This is a genomic window from Prevotella sp. P4-119 (assembly GCF_002251345.1).
GTDB lineage: Bacteria > Bacteroidota > Bacteroidia > Bacteroidales > Bacteroidaceae > Prevotella.
In genome coordinates this window covers 1-3,685 of record NZ_NPJB01000009.1, presented here as the reverse complement: position 1 = coordinate 3,685, position 3,685 = coordinate 1, and the positions used below count along the sequence as shown (strand labels likewise).

4 protein-coding genes are annotated in these 3,685 nt (G+C 48.8%); all 4 read right to left on the bottom strand.

What is annotated here, in order from left to right; translation table 11 throughout:
- Positions 1–412 precede the first annotated feature (412 nt).
- Genes CIK89_RS01035 through CIK89_RS01020 form a run of 4 tightly spaced genes read right to left on the bottom strand, consistent with a single transcriptional unit; the run spans position 413 to position 3,092 of the window.
- Entirely contained in the window at positions 413–856 is a 444-nt protein-coding gene (locus CIK89_RS01035; RefSeq protein ID WP_094389581.1) for a D-Ala-D-Ala carboxypeptidase family metallohydrolase, read from the bottom strand.
- Between the two features lie 2 nt (positions 857–858).
- The gene (locus tag CIK89_RS01030; protein WP_094389580.1) at positions 859–1,137 is read right to left on the bottom strand and encodes a hypothetical protein; all 279 of its coding nucleotides are present in this window, start codon (positions 1,135–1,137) and stop codon (positions 859–861) included.
- A 9-nt stretch (positions 1,138–1,146) separates the two neighbouring features.
- The gene (locus CIK89_RS01025; RefSeq protein WP_094389579.1) at positions 1,147–1,503 is read right to left on the bottom strand and encodes a DUF5675 family protein; all 357 of its coding nucleotides are present in this window, start codon (positions 1,501–1,503) and stop codon (positions 1,147–1,149) included.
- Positions 1,500–3,092, bottom strand: coding sequence for a hypothetical protein (locus tag CIK89_RS01020; protein WP_371593123.1), 1,593 nt, complete (start codon positions 3,090–3,092; stop codon positions 1,500–1,502). Before CIK89_RS01020 ends, CIK89_RS01025 begins: the two co-directional genes overlap by 4 nt.
- Positions 3,093–3,685 lie beyond the last annotated feature (593 nt).

Genomic DNA, 3,685 nt, shown 5'->3' with positions numbered 1-3,685 from the left:
ACATATCATTATTATTCGTATATTTGCAACGTAAACATAGGCCAGAATTACTGAAACAGGACTTTTGTAACAGTAATTTCTTATAAATTAATAATTAATTATAAAAGAGGCCGTATGCGAATACCGCCTCTTTTCTATTTGTACGTCTTGATAAAAATATTTCCGTGTTCTCCGTGTGATCCGTGGATTTTTTTTGGGTAGCCTGAAGGCTAGAAATCTTTTGGGGAAATCCTGTTTAAGATGTTGCCTACGGCAAGAAATATTTTAGGGAGATAGCAATCTTAAATAGATTTCTGGACCGTTTAGGTCCTTAGATTTTACATGAAGATTTCCTCCAAAGATTTCTTGCGAAGCAACCCCCAAAAGAATCCGCTTAGAGTGTGATCCGTGGATTAAAAATTTCTGTGAGACTTTAGATCTTCGTCAGCCCTTCAATCACCTGTTGGCGGTTGTGGCCATCCTGCCGATAACTCACGTGAATCCAGAATGTTGTGCTCTTGACGCTCGCACGCTCGAAGATGAGCTGGTCGAACTTCTGATCCATCAACCAACACAGCCATTGACGACCTACTGCCGTGGATGGCAATACGATGTCTGCTGCTTCACCAACGAGGTGCTGACTCTTGCTCACACCGCCCACCGCCTGGTTGAGCGACGGACAACGGTAGCCCGAACTGATGATGATGGGACAACCGGCATACTGGCGCAGGGGCTCTAATACATGCCGACACAGTTGCTGAAGGTTGCTCACTACCGCCAATGAAGGCGTGTTGTCAATGCCTAATCGCTTCGCCATGTAGGAGTTGGTAAACTCCGACAAGCGGAAATGCTCTGAAAGAATGATGTCTTTTGCCATGATCAGAATACGTTGGTAGAATGAAACTTCACGATGTCCTTGATCACCACATCCTGATAGATGCTGTCGTTATACTCTCGCGCGTTAAACCGCAGCGCACAATACACGAGGTCGCCCTTGCTGTATTTTCCCTGGTTGCCCAACAGGGTCGCGGCGAAAGTGTCTTCATACTGACTGCCAATCTCTTGCAGTACGATGATGGACTTGTTGATCTGAGAGCCATCCTGCTTACGGATGGTGGTAGGTTCTGACTGTGAGATTACCTTGAAAAGTTCTTTCATAATGTTTCGTTATTTAATTGTTAATGTAAATGTTTTTCCTACGTTTTGTGCTTTGTCAAGCCGATCAATCAGCTTGTTAAACACCTCGGATGTCTGGAGCAACACCCCTCGCAACACACGCTTGCCCACAATAATGTCGTTGTTGAGCAGAAACGGACCGTTTCCCATGGTGATAATACTCCCGTTCGAGAGTGTCGGTACCGACCGCCTAAGTTTCCTGTTCAATGCCAACTTTAGGTCATATTCTCCTGCTGGCAATTTACGTTTAGGGTGTTCGCATGTATCGCACACTGGATTATTATTGATATAGAGTACACCGTCCTGCCCATATTTGGAACATTCGGCACGTATGATTGTTATCTTCATTTCTCGTAATTTCTAAATTTTAGCTTTTCATAAACTGTTATATTGTTATCTGTAACGCTTGTTCTGATTATGTACTTACGTTGAATCCACATACGCAACATTTGTATTGTCCCTTTTCTATCAAAGCCCTGTTGCAGTCGAAGAGCTTCAGCTTCGTGCATAGTAAACTCGTTGGGCAATAGTTGCAGCAGATTTCTCGGCCCTCTGCGGTTAGATTTCTCTCCCTCAGTTTCCGCCTGTTCGATGGCAGTCGCGAAAAAGCGCATCTTGCACCAAAGATCGTACTGCTCCGACCAACGGACGAAATCGGCGATTTCCTGTTCCCACTTGCAACCGTTTGCCACGTAGAGTACACACGCTTTGAGATAGGCGATGACGTTAGCACGAAACGACAGGTTCTCATACACTCTGCTCTGCGTCATGCGTGCCGTATCGGCATTCTCTTCTTTCAGTTGCTGTGCCAACGCAATGGCTTCCTTACATTCCACAAGGCCGTTTGCCCGACACAGATTTTCGATATAGGGCTTGAGCTGCTCGTCAAAGTGATCATCGTAAGTGCCATAGACGGGCATTTCTGCGCCAATCTCTCGCTCCGGTATCGTACAGAAATTGATACGCGAGATAGGACCATCGGTCAGCACATTGCGGAAATACTGCTGTCCTTTGACTATCGTCGTCGAAGCGTTCCAGTTGAAACGGACGGTGACACGCTCGGTCACCGACTGCATACCCACACGCGTCTGTCCGTAGGTGTTGCCTGGGTCGAATGCCAGACACATGATGCGAAACTGTTGCTTGCCCTGGCCTTTCAACGCATCAAACTGGTCAATTTCGTTGAGCGACGTATAGAGGAAATGCTCCTGTGCCTCGGCGGTACGCATCACGAAAGCAGGATTGGTCATGTCGGCATCAATCTCCTGGATGACAAGGTTTTCAGGGCGCTTTGCCTTGTCTTTGTTGGCACCCTTTCTGCTCGCTTCTTCCTTCCATGCTTTCTCGCGTTCCAGATTCTCTCGGTCACGCTCCCGAATATCCGCCATGATATGCTTGATGGGGTCGCTGACACACGATTTACCGGCACCCGTTCCAGCCATCAGCACACACATCAGCGTGGCTTCATGCTCCACATTATCTATATAGGGGAAGCGTGTGCGCCACAGGTGGGTTGCCAACGGAGGAAATACCGCATGCGCCACGGCAGCCCGATAGATCTCTGGCGTCTGCGAGGTCAGGAGTTCGATGAGTTTGGGCAGCTTCTTCGGCATCTGAGGCGGAGCATCCTCACCCTCTCCGTCACCATCACAGCGGTTTTCCTGTTGCGCCACCTTCAAGGCTCGCTTCACTATTTCGGGCATCGCCATCGTCTGCTTGCGCTCGCATGCCGAACGGATGGTGGACATCCACCGACCTTGTTCTTCGCCGTAATTGGGCAAAAGGGTTGCTATCCATTGTGGGTCGTCATTACACAGATAACGCAGGTTGCACGCCATGGAGAAGATGAACGCATTACGCGACCCGTGTTCAGGGCGTCCGCCCAACTGGTTTTCCAGTGCTTCGACTATCGACGTATAAGGCATGCCCTGATACATGATGGGGTACGTTGCAGGCTGGTCCTTGGTCGCCTCTTGACTTGACGTTTCCTCCGTCATTTTATACTCTGCCACAGGTGCATTTTCTGCCTCAAACGGGGCATTATCAAACAGTGCATCGTCAAGATAAATCAAATCATCTTTCGTCGCTCCAGTGGCAAAAAACACGCGCGTCACGTCTTTGGCAGCTTGGTCAAACGGTATCTGCAACAGGTCGCTTGCCCACCGCAAGTTTTCCTCCTGCGAGAGTCCTGCCCTACGGCGGAATACCAAGTGAAAACCTTTGTTGACCGACCGCTCCAACAGCACCAGTCCGAGTTCCTCTTTCTTGTCAAGGATCAGCTGTGGCGCTTCTTTCAACCGCTTCTCATAGTCCTTCGCCTCTGGGTCAAAATCCACATCCATGCCCACCGTCTTACCCACGATGTCGTAGCCTTTCAATGCAAAGTGTTCTGATCCTGCCAACGAATAGTTAAACTGCATCAGGCGCAACTTCGCCTTTTTGTTGCCGTTGCGGGCTTTCGTCAGACAGGCAGTCTGTTCGCCCGATTCCCTGAGCTTCATATACTGCTCTCTCGAAGTGATGGGGTAGC